Genomic DNA, 16281 nt, shown 5'->3' on the forward strand with positions numbered 1-16281 from the left:
GGAAAAGGCGATGCGGCTGCAGCGTATCGCAAGGAGCATTGTGCCCAGAACAGAAGAACAGGGTTCCGCCAGCGATTCCGAAGCATCGCGCGAATCCCAGCAGCAGACCAGCATCAATCCGGCACCCGTGGAGGCTTCGGCGCCGGCGTCGGAAACGTCACCGGCCCCTGCCCGCCGTCGTCGCGGCGGTCGAAGGGTGGTCCGTGGCGCCGGTGCCGCGGGGGCGGACCTCGCGCTGAAAGTCGAGGAGCATCCCAAGCCGTTGTTCGAGGCGCCGGCCTTGGAACCGGCACCCGCGCTTGAACCGGTTGGCCGGCACGGTGCCGCGGATATGCCCGCGGATACCGATGACGGCGAGGAGCCGGCCGTGCCCCAGCGCACCCGGCGTCGTGCGTCGCGCACCACGGTATCCCGTGGCGGCACGACACGGACGCGCCGCCGCGCGCGTACCGTGGATTCGGATGAGCCGACAGCATCCACCCCGGTCGCCGCTGCGCCGGCAGGTGACGGGCGCCAGCATGGCCGACCCACCACCGACGCGGAAACGCCCGAGGAACGCGTGCAGGATGCGCTTGACCTGCTGTCGCGCGAGCATGGTGATGCCCCCGCGCAGCACGGCCATACGCACCATCGCGCCAAGCCGATGACCTCCCTGCTGTTCCAGGAGCCGGTGCTGCCGGCCCGCACGGGCGACGATACGCAAGCCGATGACGAGGCGGCCGACGAGGCGGCTGACGAGCCGGCCGGGCGCCGTGACGACCGTGCGGACGAGCGTGAATCGCGCCGTCCCCGCCGCTCCCGCTCCCGCCGTGGCCGTGCACGCGACGAGGAAGACGACGAGCAGTACCACGAGCGTCACGATCGCGGGTCCGCCCGCGCCAACGGCGTGCAGGAGGAAGACGACGAGCACACTGACGACAGCGGGCAGGATGAGCCGCGCCGTGGCCGCCGGTCCCGCCGTCTGAACGCGCAGGAGCGTCGCGCCGCCGCCGAGGTCGAGCAGATCGAGGAGGACCTCGAATACGATGACATCGCCTACACGCCGATCGCCGAGGTGATGTCCGGCAACCGCAACGCCGATGGTTCGCGCGCCGGCGACCATGCCGACGACGAAGACGACGCCGGTGAAGGCACTAGGTCGCGTCGCCGTCGCCGCAGGGCCTCCCGCGAGGAGTCCGAGGACGACAACGAGCAGATCCTTGAAGTGCGTCGCCGCCATCGTGACGAGGACGAGGATACGACGGTCACCCGTCGTCGCCGTCGCCGCCGTTCCGGCAAGGGCGTGGAGGAGACCGAGGAGCCGGTCCGCCGCTCCCGCAAGCAGCAGTACATCGACGAGATCACCGATGTCGAAGGCTCCACGCGGCTCGAGGCCAAGAAGCAGCGCCGCCGCGACAACCGTCGTGAACGCAGCCGCCAGAACCAGATCATGGAGCAGGACTTCCTCGCCCGCCGCGAGCATGTCGACCGGCTCATGGTGGTGCGTGAGCGCGGCCACCATACGCAGATCTCGGTGATCGAGGACAATGTGCTGGTCGAGCATTACGTCTCCGACATCCAGGAGGTCGCCACCGTCGGCAACATCTATCTCGGCCGCGTGCAGAACGTGCTGCCGAGCATGGAGGCGGCGTTCGTGAACATCGGCCAGCCGCGCAACGGCGTCCTGTACGCCGGCGAGGTCAACTGGGACACCACGCGTCTCGAAGGCCAGCCGCGCCGCATCGAACTCGCCTTCAAGTCCGGCGACCCGGTGCTCGTGCAGGTTACCAAGGACCCGATCGGGCACAAGGGCGCGCGCCTGACCTCGCAGGTCACGCTCGCCGGCCGTTTCCTGGTGCTCGTGCCGTCCGGCGGCATGACCGGCGTCAGCCGCAAGCTGCCTGATCGCGAGCGCGCGCGGCTGAAGTCCATCGTCTCGAAGATCGCCCCGAAGGATATGGGCGTGATCATCCGCACCGCGGCCGAAGGCGCTTCCGAGGAGGCCATCGAGAAGGATCTCGAGGCGTTGCGCCGGCAGTGGGACAAGATCTGCGAGAAGCGCGACCTGTATCTGCACGGCAAGCGGCCGAAGCTGCTGCAAGGCGAGCCGGATGTCGCCATCCGCGTGGTGCGTGACATCTTCAACGACGATTTCTCCCAGATGATCGTCGAGGGCGACCGCGTGTACGAGCGGATCGAGGAGTATCTCGACACCATGGCCCCGGACCTGCGCGACAAGCTGGTCAAGTGGGATCCCGAGGAGCACGGCGGCAAGGACGTATTCGACAAGTGGCAGATCGATTCCCAGCTGCGCAAGGGCATGGAACGCCAGGTGTACCTGCCGTCCGGCGGTTCGATCGTCATCGACCGCACCGAGGCGATGACCACGATCGACGTGAACACGGGCCGGTTCATCGGCAAAGGCAAGAGCCTGGAGGAGACTGTCACCCGGTGCAATCTCGAGGCGTCCGAGGAGATCGCCCGCCAGCTGCGTCTGCGTGATATCGGCGGCATGATCATGATCGACTACGTCGATATGGTGATGCCCGCGAACCGTGACCTCGTGCTGCGTCGCTTGGTCGAATGCCTGGCGCGCGACCGCACGAAGCACCAGGTGGCCGAGGTCACTTCGCTCGGCCTGGTGCAGATGACGCGCAAGCGTATCGGCCAGGGCCTGGTTGAGGCGTTCTCCGAGGAATGCCCCACCTGCAAGGGCCGCGGCTTCATCATCCATGACGAGCCGACGGTGTCCGCGGACTATGACGATCCTTACGCGATGAAGGGCGGCGACCCGTTCGTCAAGACCAACAAGCACGGCCACGGCACCCCCGAGGTGCAGGCGCCCAAGGGCTCGAGCCCGGCGGTCAAGGCCAAGCTCGCGCAGATCGCCGCGGCGGCGGTCGCCGCGAACAACGCCGAGAACGCCGAGAATACCGAGAGTGCCGAATACGCCGAGCATGACGGCGCGGATGACCGGCCCGCCTCCGGTGCCGCCGGCCAGTCCGACAACGCCGGAACGGAGCGCTGAACCCCGGCTCCGGACACCGCGAATACCGGTGTCCGGAGCGGACACGCGCGGGTCCGCCGACTTGACGGATGTACGCGGGTCGGTGTAATTTCGATAGTTGGTGTCTGGCCGGAGGCTCGAACGTGCTGGGCAGTAAGCTTTCCACAACATAAGGAACGGAATATGTACGCGATTGTGAAGGCCGGTGGCCATCAGGAAAAGGTCGAGGTCGGTGACGTCATCCTGGTCAACCGTCTCGATGCGAAGCAGGGCGATACCGTGGAGTTCCCGGTCGCGCTCGTAGTCGACGGCTCCAAGGTCACCCTTGCCGCCAAGGATCTTGCCAAGGTCTCCGTGAAGGGCGAAGTCGTCAACGACGAAGCCAAGGGCCCGAAGATCAACATCATGAAGTACAAGAACAAGACCGGCGTGACCCGTCGCAAGGGCCATCGCCAGAAGCTCAGCCTCGTCAAGATCACTGAGATCGCCTGAGCGTTCTTGAGGACCGAAAGGAATTAGATCATGGCACATAAGAAGGGTGCTTCCAGCTCACGCAACGGGCGCGATTCGCAGCCCCAATACCTCGGTGTGAAGAAGTTCGGCGGCGAGTCCGTGCTCGCCGGCAACATCCTGGTCCGCCAGCGCGGCACCAAGTTCCATCCCGGCGAGAACGTCGGCATGGGCAAGGATCACACCCTGTTCGCGCTCAAGGACGGCAACGTGAAGTTCGGTGTCCGTCGTGACCGCAAGGTTGTCGATATCGTCACCGCCTGACGACATCACCATCAAGCCGCGCCCGTGAAGGACGCGGCTTTTTTGTTGCCCGCATCAGCCCGTGGCGTATCGCCCGGCGTGCGCCCGTGGTTATCGCCCTGTGGCGGTATCGTTGACTATCCCATGAATTTCCCGTCCGTCTTATGCGTTCATCGGCGGTCGGACGACGTAAGGTGAGATTATGACAGATTTTGTTGATCGGGTGACCGTCCACGTCAAGGGCGGCGACGGAGGCAACGGTTCCGCCGGCATCCGGCGCGAGAAATACAAGCCGCTTGCCGGCCCGAACGGCGGCAACGGCGGGGACGGCGGCTCGGTGGTGTTCGTGGCCGACGTCAATGCGAACAGCCTGCTGGACTACCGGTTCATCCCGCATCGCACGGCGGGCAACGGCACCATGGGCTTGGGGGACACCAAGGACGGGTCCAAGGGGCAGGACCTGATCTTGCCCGTGCCGGTCGGCACGATGATCTTCACCGCCAAAGGCTCCAAGGGCGAAACGAAGCGCCCCGGCGAGCTGCTGGCCGATCTGCGGCACGCCGGCGACCGGTATGTCGCCGCTTCGGGCGGTGCGGGCGGCCTTGGCAATGCCGCGCTGGCGAACCGTACACGTCGCGCCCCAGGCTTCGCGCTGCTCGGCGAACCGGGGGAGGAACGCGATGTCGTGCTCGAACTCAAATCCATCGCCGACGTCGCCCTGGTGGGCTTCCCCTCGGCGGGCAAATCCAGTCTGGTCGCGGCGATGAGCGCCGCCAAGCCGAAGATCGCGGACTATCCGTTCACCACGCTCGTACCGAACCTCGGTGTGGTCATGGCCGGCGACTACCGGTATACGATCGCCGACGTGCCGGGCCTGATCCCGGGGGCTTCGGAGGGCAAGGGCCTCGGCCTCGAGTTCCTGCGCCATGTCGAGCGTACGGAGATCATCGTGCATGTCATCGACTGCGCGACCCTCGAACCGGACCGCGACCCTGTTTCCGACTACCATGCGCTCGAGCACGAGCTCGCGCAGTATGCGGACAAGCTGGAGCTCCCGGTCGGCGCGATCCCGATTCCCGAACGCCCGCGCATCATTGTGCTCAACAAGGTCGATGTGCCGGAAGCCAAGGAGCTCGCGGATTTCGTCCGCCCGGAGTTCGAGAAGATGGGGCTTCGCGTCTTCGAGGTGTCCACCGCCTCGCATGCCGGGCTCAAGGAGCTCGGGTATGCGCTCGGCGAGGAAGTCGCCCGGATGCGCCAGGAGGTGGCGCGCCGCGAGCAGGAGCAGCAGGAGGAGCGCGTCGTCATCAAGCCGCTGGAGCGTAAGGGCCGCCGCCGCACCCCGGCTGTGGCGGAACCCGGGTTCAAGGTCGAGCGTGAGACGAACCGCAACGGCGACGTGTGGTTCACGGTGACCGGCACCAAGCCGGAACGCTGGGTCATGCAGACGAATTTCGACAATGATGAGGCCGTCGGCTATCTGGCGGACCGTCTGGCCAAGCTGGGCGTCGAGGACGAGCTGCGGCGCCAGGGCGCGCATGCGGGCGACGAGGTGCGTATCGGCCGCGGCGAGCGCGCGGTCGCCTTCGACTGGGATCCGACCATCGCGGCGGGCGCCGAGATGCTTGACGGTTCGCAGCTGGGCTCGCGTGGCAAGGATCTGCGTCTTGAGGCGAACGATCCGCGTGCGCAGCGTCGCACGAACGCCGAGCGTCGCCGTGCATACCACGAGATGATGGATGCGCGTGCCGCGGTCCGTGACGCCATGATGGCGGAACGCAAGGCCGGCCACTGGGCCGACCCGAGCGTGGACGACGACCGTCATGACCGTACGAGCCTGTTCGGTCGCGGCGAGGACACGCCGGCCGGGGATGACGGCCAGGGCGAGCAGGAAGCGGGCGAATGATGGCGCAGCCCACGCACGAGAAGGTCAGGCGGGCTATCGCGCAGGCGCAGACCGTGGTGGTCAAGGTCGGGTCAAGCTCATTGACCATGCCGTCAGGGCATCTTGACCCGGCCAAGCTTGACGCGCTTGTCGCCGCCTTGGCGTGCGCCCGCCTGCAGGGTGCGCGCATCGTCCTCGTGTCGTCGGGCGCCATCGCCGCCGGATTCGGGCCGCTCGGCTTCGAGCGGCGCCCGTCGGATATCCCCACGCAGCAGGCGTGCGCCTCGGTCGGCCAGGGGCTGCTCATGGCCCGCTATGAGGTGTCGTTCAGCCGGTTCGGCATCCGGGTGGGCCAGATCCTCATCACCGCTGAGGACACGATCCGCGCGACGCAATACCACAACGCGCAGCGCACGTTGGACCGCTTGCTTGATTTGGGTGTCGTGCCGGTCGTCAACGAGAACGACGCCTTGGCGAACAACGAGATCCGCTTCGGAGACAACGACCGCCTGTCTGCGCTCGTGGCGAATATCGTGCGCGCGGACGCCCTCGTCCTGCTCACCGATGTGGACGCCCTGTATACGGCGCCACCAAGCCAGCCCGGTTCCCGGAAGATCGATTTCGTGCCCGATGTCGAACGCGCCCTGGACGAGGTGAAGGTCGCCGATAGCACGTCGGGCGTCGGCACCGGCGGCATGGTCACCAAGCTTGAGGCGGCGCACATGGCGGCGGTTTCAGGTATCCCCTCGGTGCTGACCTGCGCGTCGAACGCCGGCCCCGCCTTGATGGGCGACCCGGTGGGTACCGCCTTCGCCCCGGTCAAGCGGCGCGGCTCGTCACGCCGCCTGTGGATCAAGTTTGCATCCCACCCGCGTGGCGTGCTGGTCGCGGATGCGGGGGCGGCCAAGGCGATTCGTGCTGGCCAGGCCAGCCTGCTCAGCGCCGGCGTGGTCGAGGTGCGCGGCGAATTCTCCGCCGGCGACCCCGTGTGGGTGGACGATGAATCCGGCAGGCATATCGCCAAGGGGCTGTCCGGCTACGATTCCGAGGAGATCCCGCGTATGCTCGGGCGCAACAGCGCGCAGCTGCGCCGGTTCTTCGGCGACGAGTACGCGCATCCGCTGGTGCATCGCGACAATCTCGTCCTCGTGTGACCCCGTGCCGCGGCTGCGGCATGCCGCGACTGCGTGTCGCCTCGCGGGGTGGTTTTCGCCCGTGGTGATTACAGTAGGGGCCATGACTATGGCTGACTGGCAGAACCTGAGCGACCGTGTCAACAATGTCGCCCCCAGCGCGACCCTCGCTGTCGATTCGAAGGCGAAGGCGATGAAGGCGCAGGGCATCGACATCGTGGCCTATGGCGCGGGCGAGCCGAATTTCCCCACCCCTGATTACATCGTCGACGCCGCGGCCGCCGCGTGCCGTGACCCGAGGAACCACCGCTACACCCCGACGGCCGGCCTGCCCGAGCTGCGCGAGGCAATCGCCCGCAAGACGCTGCGCGATTCCGGGTATGAGATCTCGCCCGACCAGGTGGTCGTCACCAACGGCGGCAAGCAGTCCGTATACGAAGTATTCCAGCTGCTGCTCAATCCGGGCGACGAGGTCATCATCCCCGCACCGTACTGGACCAGCTACCCCGAGGTTGTCAAGCTCGCCGGCGGCAAGCCGGTCCCGGTGTTCTCCGGCGCTGAACAGGGCTTCGAGCCGGATATCGACAAGATCGAGGCGGCCCGCACCGAGCGCACCAAGGCCATCATCCTCACTTCGCCGTCCAACCCGACCGGCGCCGTGTGGAGCCGCGAGACCATCAGGGCGATCGGCGAATGGGCCGTGGAACACCACGTGTGGGTGGTTTCCGACGAAATCTACGAACATCTCAACTATGACGGCGTGAAGACCGCGTACGTCGGCGCCGAAGTGCCCGAAGTACGCAACCAGCTGCTCGTGCTCAACGGTGTCGCCAAGACGTATGCGATGACCGGCTGGCGTGTCGGCTGGACGGTCGCCCCGCTCGAGGTGGCCAAGGCGCAGACCAAGCTGCAAAGCCATATGACCTCCAATGTCTCGAACGTCTCCCAGCGTGCGGCCATCGCCGCCGTGGGCGGCGACCTGTCCGCCGTGGCAGCCATGCGCGAGGCGTTCGACAAGCGCCGCCAGGCCATTGTCGCGGCGCTGAACGAGATTCCGGGCGTGCACTGCCCGATGCCGACCGGCGCGTTCTACGCGTTTGCGAACATCGAGGAGCTGCTCGGCAAGCCGCTGGGCGCGAACGGCTCCATCGCCAACACTTCGCAGGAATTCGCCGCGCTGCTGCTCGATGAGGGCCATGTCGCGGCAGTGCCGGGCGAGGCCTTCGGTGCTCCCGGCTACCTGCGCTTCTCCTACGCGCTGTCCGACGATGATCTTGCCAAGGGCATGCGCTACTTCAAGGAGTGGATCGGCTGACGCGCTGACACGCTGATCGGTTGGCGTGCTGATTGGCAATGGGTTATGGTGCCCGGTCGCGGCTGATGCTGCGGCCGGGCACCTGCCGTTGGTCGGGGTCCCGCACGCCAATGCGACACTCTGATTTGCCGCGATATGACGCGTGTGGCGCCACCCGATTGGACGAAATCGCGGATACCCGCTAAGATGGCCTCTTGGCGGTTTTGCTCAGTCCCGTCGTTTCGATAGAATGAGCAGAGTTCACCTAGGGATGTGGCGCAATTGGTAGCGCAACGGTCTCCAAAACCGTAGGTTGTGGGTTCGAGTCCCGCCGTCCCTGCCAGTTTTTGGATGTTCGACAGCCGAGCGAAGGATGGAAATGGCCAAGGCACGTAAAGACAAGCCGCGCAAGCCCAATATTTTCATGCGGATTGGCTTGTACATCAAGCAGACGTTCAATGAGCTTCGCAAGGTCGTAACCCCGACGGGCAAGGAACTGCTTTCCTGGTCGTTCGCGGTGTTCGTGTTCGTGCTGATTCTGATGGCGCTGGTCACCGCGATGGACTTCGGCTTGGGCAAGCTCGTGTTGCTCGTTTTCGGCTGATCCGTACACACGAAGGTTAAGTAAGCATGGATGATGAAGTAAATCTCGAGAATCTGGATTCGTTGCCCGACGTGGTGTCCGACGAGGATGCCGCGAACGGTGACATTCCTGCCGCACAGCAGGCTCCCGTGCCGGCGGCCGAGGATCAGGCGGACGAGGTTGACGAGTCCGCCGCGACCCCTGCGGACGAAGCGCAGCAGGCGGACGGTCAGGCCGAGGCGGATGGGGCCGCCGAAGCCGGCAATGAGGCACCTGCCGAAGATGCCGGTACCAAGGCTGTCGAGGAATTCTCCAAGAGCCTGCGCACGTTGGACGGCAAGTGGTACGTCTTGCATACGTACTCCGGCTACGAGAAGCGCGTCAAGACGAATATCGAGTCCCGCGTGCAGAGCTTCGGTCTCGAAGACCAGATCTTCCAGGTGGAAGTGCCGATGGAAGAGGTCGAGAAGCACACCGAAAAGGGCAAGAAGGTCATTACGCGCGTGCGTGTGCCGGGTTATGTGCTCATCCGCATGTGGCCGGACGAGGACGCCCGCCGTATTGTGCGCGAGACCGAGGGTGTCACCGGCTTCGTCGGGCCGACCAAGGACCCGGCCCCGCTGTCCCGCCAGGAAGTCGTGCAGATGATGGCCCCGATGATCGCCTCCGAGGCGCTCAAGGCCGCCGGCGACAAGCCTGCTGCTGCCAAGAAGCGCAAGCTCGAGGTCTCCTACGCGATCGGCGACCAGGTCACCGTGACCGACGGCCCGTTCGCGACCATGCCGGCCGTGGTTTCCGACATCGAGCCGACCACGCAGAAGCTCACGGTGCTCGTGTCCATCTTCGGTCGCGACACGCCTGTCGAACTCGGGTTCGGCCAGGTCGAGAAGATCAACTGACCGCATATCTCGTCCACGATGGCGGCGATACCTTCGGGTGTCGCCGCCATCGTCGTATCTGCGCGCCTGCCCGCTGACGCCTCCTGCCCGGTGGACGCTACCGGGCTGTGTGCCGTATGGGCGTGGCGTCGTTGACGATGTCGAGGTGAACGAGCATAATAGTGCTGTTTGTGTCTGGAGGGGAGACCCGCTAGCACAGCACAGCAATGCAAGTTGCGGGAGGAGACCGCGCCTCGTGTGCGGCGACCGTGCATACCGCTTCACAGAAAGAAGAACCAGACAATGGCTCCTAAGAAGAAAGTCACAGCGCTGATCAAGCTTCAGATCCAGGCTGGCAAGGCGAACCCCGCCCCGCCGCTGGGTCCGGCCCTGGGCTCGCATGGCGTCAACATCATGGACTTCTGCAAGGCCTACAATGCGGCCACGCAGGACAAGATGGGCCAGGTCGTCCCTGTCGAGATCACCGTTTACGAAGATCGTTCCTTCACCTTCATCCTCAAGACCCCGCCGGCCGCAGCCCTGCTGAAGAAGGCTGCCGGGATCGACAAGGGCACCGATAACCCGCTGACCCACAAGGTCGGTTCCGTCACCAAGGCACAGGTCCGCGAAATCGCCGAGATCAAGATGCCTGATCTGTCCGCTCGCGACGTCGAGGCCGGCATGAAGATCATCGCAGGTACCGCCCGTTCCATGGGCATCACGGTCACCGACTGAGAGGAGAAGGACAGATGGCTAAGAAGCACTCCAAGAAGTACCGCGAGGCGGCCGAGAAGGTCGATCGCAACAACCTGTACACCGCTCCCGAGGCGATCGCTCTGCTCAAGAGCATGCCGAAGCGTGGTTTCGATGAGACCATCGAAGCCGTGTACCGTCTGAACGTGGATCCGCGCAAGGCCGACCAGCTGGTGCGTGGCGTCGTCAACCTGCCGAACGGCACCGGTAAGACCGCCAAGGTGCTCGTGTTCGCCCGCGGCCCGAAGGCCACCGAGGCCACCGAGGCCGGCGCCGACATTGTCGGTGATGACGATCTCGTGCAGAAGGTCCAGGACGGCTTCCTCGATTTCGACGCCGTTGTGGCCACCCCGGACATGATGGGCAAGGTCGGCCGTCTGGGCCGCATCCTCGGCCCGCGTGGCCTCATGCCGAACCCGAAGACCGGCACCGTGACCATGGACGTCACCAAGGCCGTCAAGGATATCAAGGGCGGCAAGATCGAGTTCCGTGTGGACAAGCACGGCAACCTGTCCTTCCTCATCGGCAAGATGTCCTTCGACGAGAAGGCCCTTGACGAGAACTTCAAGGCAGTGGCCGACGAGATCAAGCGTCTCAAGCCGTCCACCGTGAAGGGCCGCTACATCACCAAGGCGACCATCACCTCCACGATGGGCCCCGGCATCCCGCTGGATACCGCCGCTCTCGCCTGATTTCTGGTTCCGCCCGTTAATTCGAGCCTAGGACGGAACAAGAACGCACAAGCCCCATGCACCGGCGTACGGTGCATGGGGCTTTTCCATACGTGACCGCTGCGGACGGTCGGACAATCCGCGTGAAATCTCAGCCGGGCATAGGTGAGACGTCAGGCCTGCCGGTCGCCGTTGTCGCGCCACATGCCGGCATCGCGCAGCCGTCCGAGCGTGATCGCGGTCGACAGCACATACGCCTCGCGCGTATCGGTCGCATCCCAGCCGCAGATCTCCGTGGCCCGCTTGAGCCGGTACCGCACGGTATTGGGATGCACGCTCAGGACCCTCGCCGTCGCGTCCAGCGAAGCGCCCGAATCAAGGAAGACGCTCACGGTGAGCAGAGTGGGATCGTTGGGATTATCGCCCTTGAGGGACTCGTAGATCGAGCCGATCAACTCCTCGCGCGCATCCTCGTCACCCATGAGCGCCCGTTCGGGCAGCAGATCCTCGGTCCGCATCGGCTGCGGGACCTCCCGCGTGCACGCCTGCAACGCGAACAGCGCGTTCACCACGGCGCGGATGGCGCGTGCGGCCCCGGGGGCGTTCTGGCGTGTCGGCCCCAAGCAGATCGCCTCGGCAGGATCGAAGCATTCCTTTGCGATAGCGGCGACCTGGTCGGGGCTCGCCCCGTCGTCCACGCGCACCAGGGCCACGACGTGCCCGTCATGTTCGCCGATCAGGCAGTCCTGTGGTGTGCCGTCCTTGTGGGGCGGAAGAGCCCCTCGGATCGATGCCGCGCAAGCCCACATGTCATGGTGGCCGGGCGTGCCGGCGATGGTGCAGCAGACGAAGCTGCCCGGCCAGCCGAGCATGTGCATGAGGGAGACGATCCGCTCGTCGTCAATGCCTTCGGCCAGGCAGGCGAACACGATGGATTCGAGCAGGGTCCGCGCGTCGGTAGGGCCGGCCGGCAGCGTATGCCCTTCGGAATCGGGAATGCCGGACGTGCCGGACGTATCGGATGCGGCAGGTCTGCCGGTTGCCGCGGCACGGTCGCGGTCGAGCGCGTCGTCGCCGAGCATGGCGGCGAGCCGTGCCATGAGCAGGTCGAGCAGATCCCTGCGTTCGCCGCCCGCTGCGGCATGTCCGGAAGATGAGGCCATACCAGCCAGCCTAGTCCTGCGGGTCCGCCACGTCACGGTCGCGGCCGCCATGGGCGTCGTGCTCCCGCCCGTCGTCCGCCGTCGTGACGCGTCGCCTCGACTCGCGCCAATAGGTCAGCAGCAGGAAGCAGAACACGAAGGTGACCGGCAGCATATGCCGTTCGAAGTTGTTCGCCGGCGACGTGATCATCACGCCCATGAGCAGCAGCAGCGGCATATGCCAGGCGAGCGTGCGCCACCGTCTGCGAACCACTTCCGCCGCCCCGATAAGCAGGGTGAGGATCACATAGAAGTTGCCGTGCGTGACCCATCCGAGTACGGGGATCTTGCCCCAGTCGCGTGCGAATCGAGCGATATCATGCCGCCATTGCGGCTGCCACTGCCCGATCCACGCGGTGTTGTCCACGTAGTCGCTGGTCACGTAATAGTCCATGGACACGTAGGGCAGGTCGGCGACATCGAAATACCCGAAACATTCCGCGAGGAACGCGTCCAACGCGATGACGGGGTTCGCGCGGACGATCTGCCACCATGCGCTGTTGAAATCGGCCATGTCCTCCTTGGTGACCGAACGCCACTTGTAGCTGACCTTCTTGGATTGGATGCCGGAGGATTTCACCGGGTCGGCATCCTGCTGGAAGTAGGATTCGCCCATCTGGTCGAGATTGAAGATCGGGGCGAGCTTGTCGGCGGCGTCCTTGGGGATGCCCGACGGGTTGAGTTGGGCGACGCGCGCGATCTGCTGCAACTGGATGCCCCGGCTTTCGATCGGGTCGCCGTTGATGACCTTGCCGGAAGCGACCAGCATCATCAGCCCGCCGTGCAGGATGACCGCCGGCAGCAGCAGGATGGCGAGATAGGTCTTCCAGCGTCTGCGGTCCGCGATGAGCATGATGATGGCCTGCGCGAATAGTACGTACCACGCGTATTTCGCGCTGACCAGCATGACGCACGCGCTGGCGATGCCTGCGATGAACGTGTTGCGTGGCAGCCGCCGTGCCTGCCCGCCGTGCCCGCCGCGCGTCATATGCAGCTGGTAGGCGATGCCGAACCACCAGACGAACGCGAAGGCGAACAGCGGCGATTTGGTCAGGCTGATGGTGGCGAAGACGGGGATCGGGCACACCAGGAAGAACAGGATGGTCAGTACGCGCGGCCAGACGCCGGCGCGCGCTGCCGCATGCGGATAGTCTTCCGCAGTGCCGCCCGGCTCGCTTGGCGGGATGCCGGCCGTATCACTCGCCGCGATCCACGGCAGGTTGAAGAAACGGTGCATGGTCGCCGCGCAGCAGAACACGGCGAACAGGAACTGCAGTGCGGACAGCAGCACATACCCGGCGTCATTCGACCCGGTGAAATAGCGTGACGCCGCGGCGACCGCCCCGTAGACCACGGTGAGCACGATATTGTGCTGGTCCGTCAGATAGGTCGGGTCCTGCGGCCACAGGTAATGCGCGGTCGGGTAGATATCCATCGGCACGAAGGCGAAGAACCCGGTGTACGGCTGTTGCAGGCCGGTCCACTGGTTCCACGCCCAACTGAATTCGCGGGTTTGCGAGCGGATATCCGCACCGAACGCGGACAGCAGGGTGACCGGCACCCACAGCCATCCGACGAACAGGATGAGCGCGAGGCCAAGCCAGCTGCCGGTGCATCGCATGACGATGCGTGGGCAGGCCGTACGCATGGTGCGCCATCCTCGCGTGACGGTCCTGGCGAAGCGGGTGGATGCGAAACGATGCCAGCCGCGCGCCATTGCCCGCAACGGGGCGTTCAGGCGTTGGAACCAGTGGCGTGAGCCGAGCGCGTGGAACCGGGCCGCGACGCGGTGCAGCACGGCATCCAAGGCCGACGGCAGCGGCGGCAAGCCGCCTCCCACACGCACCAATGCCAGCAGGATCAGCGTGTAGATGATCGCGGCGACAAGGAAAAACACGGTGTTGGTACCGTTCCAGTCGGCGATGCCGTTGCCGAACCAATAGCATGGGCCGATCGCCGTGCAGAAACTCAGCCACAGTACGGCGAGTGCGGCGAGCGTCCATCGGACGACACGTCCGGCGTGCTCAAGGTGTCGGCGCTGCACGCGGGATGGTGAGCCGATGGCATGGTCGTGGCTGTGGTCTTGCGCGAGGGCGGGCGACACCGACCGGTCGGGCTGCGTGTGCGCCGTGGTCTGGTCTGTCGTGGTTCGCGTGGCTTCAGTCATGCTTGAGCATTGTAGTCTGACGCAAGGAACCGCCTGGAGCGGTCCGGCGCGTAAATCCGAGGGTTTGCCTGCCCTGGCGGTAGGCTGGTGCCATGATGACGAAACAGGGGACGGTTCCGCGCATGCCGCGGACAGAACGGGAGGCTGACCGGCTGATTGCGCTGGCCGAGGTGGATTCGACGAACACGCTCGCCGGCGAGATGCTCGCCGATGGGCGGATCGGGGGCGACCCGGCGGATGACGGGAAGATCACGGTGATTGCCGCGGACTACCAGACCGGCGGTCACGGTCGTCTTGGACGCGCGTGGGTGAACCGGCCGGGGGAGTCGTTCACGGTGTCGTTCGTCACGGTGATGCCCGCCGATGTCGTGGCCGACGACACGGTCAACGGGTGGCTGTCGACGCTCGCCGGTCTCGCCTCACGCGACGCGATCCGGTCGGCTGTGCTCGGCAGCGGTGCCCGTCCGCGTCAGCAGGATTGCACGCTGGCCATCAAATGGCCGAATGACATCTTCTGCCATGGCCTGAAACTCGGCGGGATTCTGGTGCAGCTTGTGCCCTTGGACGAGCATCGCACCGGCGTGATCATCGGTATCGGCATCAATCTCGCCCTGCGCGCGGAAAGCCTGCCGACCCCACAATCCACATCCTTGCAGTTGCACGTCGACCCGTTGCCGGACGCGCAAGTGCTGCGCGACCTCATCGCGGCGGGGATCACAGCTGGCCTGCGTGAGCGTATCGCCCGGTTCGTGCATGACCGCAAGGCCTACGCAGCCCGGTTGCTTGAGGAAACCCGGCAGGTGAGCTGGACGCTCGGACGGAGGGTGGAAGCCAGGCTCGTCGGGGGTGAGACGATTGTCGGGCGCGCTATCCGCATCAATCCGGACGCCTCGCTGGCCATTGTGGACGACGAGGGGGTCGAGCATACGGTGACGACCGGTGATGTCGGCGTTCTTGACTGATGGGCGACTGATGGCTCACTGACCGCCAGCCGAGGGTCCGCTGTCCGTAACGGTGACAACAACATACACATACGCGAAAGGCCGCCGCCCCATGCAATCGGGACGGCGGCCTTTCGTTATCGACTGGTGCAACTGCGCATCCTGCAGTTACTTGCCGTTCTTTGACGTCACTTGGCGTCACGGGCAATACGCGAGGACAGCCCGCTGACGGCCGCCGAGGCGACAACCGCCTTGAGCAGGTCGCCGCCGGCGAACCCGAGCGAGGCGAGCGCCACAGCGCTCAGCGGAACATGCGTGAGCATCGCCTGGACACTCACACCGAAGGCGTATACGACCACCACACAGCCGACCAGCGAGGCGCCGAAATACCTCGCGGCGGTCAGCCAGTAGGAGCGCGCACCCGTGCCGCGCGCCTTGCCCTTGAGCAGGGACGTGACGATCACGCCCGGCAGGAAACCGAACAGGAAGCCGGCGCTCGGGCCGACCAGCGCCAGCGTGGACATGCCGCCCGAGAACACGGGCAGCCCGGCGGCACCGGCGAGCAGATACAGCACGACCGCGCCGCCCGCCTCGCGCCAATCAAGGCTCAGGGCGGCGAGCATCAGGACGAAGGTCTGCAAGGTGATGGCGACCGGCGTGCCGGGAATCGGGATGCGCCCGGCGGCGGCAGCTGCCCACAGCAGCAGCGCGAACAGCAGTGACATGCCCGCCGAACGCAGCAGGCGGCGGGCCATGGTCGGGGCCGCGGACGTGAGCGCGGCGGATGGTGTCTGATGTGACATGGGAATCCCTTCCTTTCGTGCAATACCCCGTCAGGGGCGTGCTGGCCATCATTCTATGGACCCGATTGTGGCCGCTCGTGTCGCCGATGTGTCCGGCCGGTTGCGGGAAAAACGCCGAATGGCGCAATACCGCCGAAAATCGGGAGCCAACTTACGGTGACGTTTGTGGAGGGGTACAAAAAGATCGCGGATTCTTTGTCGTCCATGCCCCCATCGGGCGCAAGCCATGCGG

The 16281-nt window shown here is 65.6% G+C and carries 14 protein-coding genes and 1 tRNA gene; 12 read left to right on the forward strand and 3 right to left on the reverse strand.

Annotated elements, in window-relative coordinates; translation table 11 throughout:
* Positions 1-10: 10 nt before the first annotated feature.
* The 11 genes from WD012_RS05030 to rplA all read left to right on the forward strand — a co-directional run bounded on the left by WD012_RS05030 (position 11) and on the right by rplA (position 10957).
* Positions 11-3007, forward strand: coding sequence for an Rne/Rng family ribonuclease (locus tag WD012_RS05030; RefSeq protein ID WP_339562721.1), 2997 nt, complete (start codon positions 11-13; stop codon positions 3005-3007).
* 162 nt (positions 3008-3169) lie between these two features.
* Entirely contained in the window at positions 3170-3478 is a 309-nt protein-coding gene (gene rplU, locus WD012_RS05035; RefSeq protein WP_015451052.1) for a 50S ribosomal protein L21, read from the forward strand.
* Between the two features lie 30 nt (positions 3479-3508).
* The gene (rpmA, locus tag WD012_RS05040; RefSeq protein ID WP_339562686.1) at positions 3509-3760 is read left to right on the forward strand and encodes a 50S ribosomal protein L27; all 252 of its coding nucleotides are present in this window, start codon (positions 3509-3511) and stop codon (positions 3758-3760) included.
* A 181-nt stretch (positions 3761-3941) separates the two neighbouring features.
* Positions 3942-5645 (forward strand): GTPase ObgE, encoded by a 1704-nt coding sequence (gene obgE / locus WD012_RS05045; protein WP_339562687.1) that lies wholly within the window; start codon positions 3942-3944, stop codon positions 5643-5645.
* Entirely contained in the window at positions 5645-6778 is a 1134-nt protein-coding gene (gene proB / locus WD012_RS05050) for a glutamate 5-kinase (protein ID WP_339562722.1), read from the forward strand. The genes obgE and proB overlap by 1 nt, the downstream gene beginning before the upstream one ends.
* Positions 6779-6866: 88 nt before the next feature.
* On the forward strand, positions 6867-8072 hold the full coding sequence (locus tag WD012_RS05055) for a pyridoxal phosphate-dependent aminotransferase (RefSeq protein ID WP_339562723.1): 1206 nt from the start codon (positions 6867-6869) through the stop codon (positions 8070-8072).
* A gap of 246 nt (positions 8073-8318) precedes the next feature.
* Positions 8319-8394: transfer RNA gene (locus WD012_RS05060), tRNA-Trp, on the forward strand.
* A gap of 36 nt (positions 8395-8430) precedes the next feature.
* Positions 8431-8655 carry a preprotein translocase subunit SecE gene (gene secE, locus WD012_RS05065; RefSeq protein WP_339562688.1) on the forward strand — a complete coding sequence of 75 codons (225 nt, stop codon included), beginning with the start codon at positions 8431-8433 and terminating at the stop codon, positions 8653-8655.
* 26 nt (positions 8656-8681) lie between these two features.
* Positions 8682-9533, forward strand: coding sequence for a transcription termination/antitermination protein NusG (nusG, locus tag WD012_RS05070; protein WP_339562689.1), 852 nt, complete (start codon positions 8682-8684; stop codon positions 9531-9533).
* Positions 9534-9815: 282 nt separating this feature from the next.
* Positions 9816-10247 carry a 50S ribosomal protein L11 gene (gene rplK, locus WD012_RS05075; protein ID WP_026503162.1) on the forward strand — a complete coding sequence of 144 codons (432 nt, stop codon included), beginning with the start codon at positions 9816-9818 and terminating at the stop codon, positions 10245-10247.
* Positions 10248-10261: 14 nt separating this feature from the next.
* A complete protein-coding gene (gene rplA, locus WD012_RS05080; RefSeq protein WP_026503161.1) occupies positions 10262-10957 on the forward strand; it encodes a 50S ribosomal protein L1 in 696 nt (231 codons plus the stop codon).
* 152 nt (positions 10958-11109) lie between these two features.
* Here the strand turns inward: rplA and WD012_RS05085 are convergent, their stop codons facing one another.
* Together WD012_RS05085 and WD012_RS05090 are read right to left on the reverse strand one after the other, a co-directional pair.
* Positions 11110-12099: a PucR family transcriptional regulator gene (locus WD012_RS05085; protein ID WP_339562690.1), complete on the reverse strand. Its 990-nt coding sequence runs from the start codon at positions 12097-12099 to the stop codon at positions 11110-11112.
* A gap of 10 nt (positions 12100-12109) precedes the next feature.
* Positions 12110-14305 (reverse strand): DUF6020 family protein, encoded by a 2196-nt coding sequence (locus tag WD012_RS05090; RefSeq protein WP_339562691.1) that lies wholly within the window; start codon positions 14303-14305, stop codon positions 12110-12112.
* Between the two features lie 92 nt (positions 14306-14397).
* Here WD012_RS05090 and WD012_RS05095 point away from each other — a divergent pair, with 92 nt between their 5' ends.
* The gene (locus WD012_RS05095) at positions 14398-15267 is read left to right on the forward strand and encodes a biotin--[acetyl-CoA-carboxylase] ligase (RefSeq protein ID WP_339562692.1); all 870 of its coding nucleotides are present in this window, start codon (positions 14398-14400) and stop codon (positions 15265-15267) included.
* Between the two features lie 167 nt (positions 15268-15434).
* Here the strand turns inward: WD012_RS05095 and WD012_RS05100 are convergent, their stop codons facing one another.
* The gene (locus WD012_RS05100; protein WP_422614364.1) at positions 15435-16049 is read right to left on the reverse strand and encodes a biotin transporter BioY; all 615 of its coding nucleotides are present in this window, start codon (positions 16047-16049) and stop codon (positions 15435-15437) included.
* Positions 16050-16281: the final 232 nt, after the last annotated feature.

The organism is Bifidobacterium thermophilum, from assembly GCF_037482445.1.
GTDB lineage: Bacteria > Actinomycetota > Actinomycetes > Actinomycetales > Bifidobacteriaceae > Bifidobacterium > Bifidobacterium thermophilum_B.